Source organism: Escherichia sp. E13S3 (assembly GCF_004212325.1).
GTDB lineage: Bacteria > Pseudomonadota > Gammaproteobacteria > Enterobacterales > Enterobacteriaceae > Escherichia.
Genome location: NZ_RHJR01000005.1, coordinates 1 through 3,111 on the forward strand (window position 1 = coordinate 1; position 3,111 = coordinate 3,111).

Annotated in this window: 1 rRNA gene; it reads left to right on the forward strand. The window is 52.2% G+C overall.

From position 1 onward, the window contains the following. Positions 1–175: 175 nt before the first annotated feature. A 23S ribosomal RNA gene (locus D9597_RS07565) occupies positions 176–3,077 on the forward strand. The last annotated feature ends 34 nt before the right edge of the window (positions 3,078–3,111 follow it).

Consider the following 3,111-nt stretch of genomic DNA (forward strand, 5'->3'; position numbering starts at 1 on the left):
GTGATTAAATAAAAAATACTTCAGAGTGTACCTGCAAAGGTTCACTGCGAAGTTTTGCTCTTTAAAAATCTGGATCAAGCTGAAAATTGAAACACTGAACAACGAAAGTTGTTCGTGAGTCTCTCAAATTTTCGCAACACGATGATGAATCGAAAGAAACATCTTCGGGTTGTGAGGTTAAGCGACTAAGCGTACACGGTGGATGCCCTGGCAGTCAGAGGCGATGAAGGACGTGCTAATCTGCGATAAGCGTCGGTAAGGTGATATGAACCGTTATAACCGGCGATTTCCGAATGGGGAAACCCAGTGTGATTCGTCACACTATCATTAACTGAATCCATAGGTTAATGAGGCGAACCGGGGGAACTGAAACATCTAAGTACCCCGAGGAAAAGAAATCAACCGAGATTCCCCCAGTAGCGGCGAGCGAACGGGGAGCAGCCCAGAGCCTGAATCAGTGTGTGTGTTAGTGGAAGCGTCTGGAAAGGCGCGCGATACAGGGTGACAGCCCCGTACACAAAAATGCACATATTGTGAGCTCGATGAGTAGGGCGGGACACGTGGTATCCTGTCTGAATATGGGGGGACCATCCTCCAAGGCTAAATACTCCTGACTGACCGATAGTGAACCAGTACCGTGAGGGAAAGGCGAAAAGAACCCCGGCGAGGGGAGTGAAAAAGAACCTGAAACCGTGTACGTACAAGCAGTGGGAGCCTCTTTATGGGGTGACTGCGTACCTTTTGTATAATGGGTCAGCGACTTATATTCTGTAGCAAGGTTAACCGAATAGGGGAGCCGAAGGGAAACCGAGTCTTAACTGGGCGTTAAGTTGCAGGGTATAGACCCGAAACCCGGTGATCTAGCCATGGGCAGGTTGAAGGTTGGGTAACACTAACTGGAGGACCGAACCGACTAATGTTGAAAAATTAGCGGATGACTTGTGGCTGGGGGTGAAAGGCCAATCAAACCGGGAGATAGCTGGTTCTCCCCGAAAGCTATTTAGGTAGCGCCTCGTGAACTCATCTCCGGGGGTAGAGCACTGTTTCGGCAAGGGGGTCATCCCGACTTACCAACCCGATGCAAACTGCGAATACCGGAGAATGTTATCACGGGAGACACACGGCGGGTGCTAACGTCCGTCGTGAAGAGGGAAACAACCCAGACCGCCAGCTAAGGTCCCAAAGTCATGGTTAAGTGGGAAACGATGTGGGAAGGCCCAGACAGCCAGGATGTTGGCTTAGAAGCAGCCATCATTTAAAGAAAGCGTAATAGCTCACTGGTCGAGTCGGCCTGCGCGGAAGATGTAACGGGGCTAAACCATGCACCGAAGCTGCGGCAGCGACACTATGTGTTGTTGGGTAGGGGAGCGTTCTGTAAGCCTGTGAAGGTGTACTGTGAGGTATGCTGGAGGTATCAGAAGTGCGAATGCTGACATAAGTAACGATAAAGCGGGTGAAAAGCCCGCTCGCCGGAAGACCAAGGGTTCCTGTCCAACGTTAATCGGGGCAGGGTGAGTCGACCCCTAAGGCGAGGCCGAAAGGCGTAGTCGATGGGAAACAGGTTAATATTCCTGTACTTGGTGTTACTGCGAAGGGGGGACGGAGAAGGCTATGTTGGCCGGGCGACGGTTGTCCCGGTTTAAGCGTGTAGGCTGGTTTTCCAGGCAAATCCGGAAAACTAAGGCTGAGGCGTGATGACGAGGCACTACGGTGCTGAAGCAACAAATGCCCTGCTTCCAGGAAAAGCCTCTAAGCATCAGGTAACATCAAATCGTACCCCAAACCGACACAGGTGGTCAGGTAGAGAATACCAAGGCGCTTGAGAGAACTCGGGTGAAGGAACTAGGCAAAATGGTGCCGTAACTTCGGGAGAAGGCACGCTGATACGTAGGTGAAGTCCCTTGCGGATGGAGCTGAAATCAGTCGAAGATACCAGCTGGCTGCAACTGTTTATTAAAAACACAGCACTGTGCAAACACGAAAGTGGACGTATACGGTGTGACGCCTGCCCGGTGCCGGAAGGTTAATTGATGGGGTTAGCGCAAGCGAAGCTCTTGATCGAAGCCCCGGTAAACGGCGGCCGTAACTATAACGGTCCTAAGGTAGCGAAATTCCTTGTCGGGTAAGTTCCGACCTGCACGAATGGCGTAATGATGGCCAGGCTGTCTCCACCCGAGACTCAGTGAAATTGAACTCGCTGTGAAGATGCAGTGTACCCGCGGCAAGACGGAAAGACCCCGTGAACCTTTACTATAGCTTGACACTGAACATTGAGCCTTGATGTGTAGGATAGGTGGGAGGCTTTGAAGTGTGGACGCCAGTCTGCATGGAGCCGACCTTGAAATACCACCCTTTAATGTTTGATGTTCTAACGTGGACCCGTGATCCGGGTTGCGGACAGTGTCTGGTGGGTAGTTTGACTGGGGCGGTCTCCTCCTAAAGAGTAACGGAGGAGCACGAAGGTTGGCTAATCCTGGTCGGACATCAGGAGGTTAGTGCAATGGCATAAGCCAGCTTGACTGCGAGCGTGACGGCGCGAGCAGGTGCGAAAGCAGGTCATAGTGATCCGGTGGTTCTGAATGGAAGGGCCATCGCTCAACGGATAAAAGGTACTCCGGGGATAACAGGCTGATACCGCCCAAGAGTTCATATCGACGGCGGTGTTTGGCACCTCGATGTCGGCTCATCACATCCTGGGGCTGAAGTAGGTCCCAAGGGTATGGCTGTTCGCCATTTAAAGTGGTACGCGAGCTGGGTTTAGAACGTCGTGAGACAGTTCGGTCCCTATCTGCCGTGGGCGCTGGAGAACTGAGGGGGGCTGCTCCTAGTACGAGAGGACCGGAGTGGACGCATCACTGGTGTTCGGGTTGTCATGCCAATGGCACTGCCCGGTAGCTAAATGCGGAAGAGATAAGTGCTGAAAGCATCTAAGCACGAAACTTGCCCCGAGATGAGTTCTCCCTGAGACTTTAAGTCTCCTGAAGGAACGTTGAAGACGACGACGTTGATAGGCCGGGTGTGTAAGCGCAGCGATGCGTTGAGCTAACCGGTACTAATGAACCGTGAGGCTTAACCTTACAACGCCGAAGATGTTTTGGCGGATGAGACATC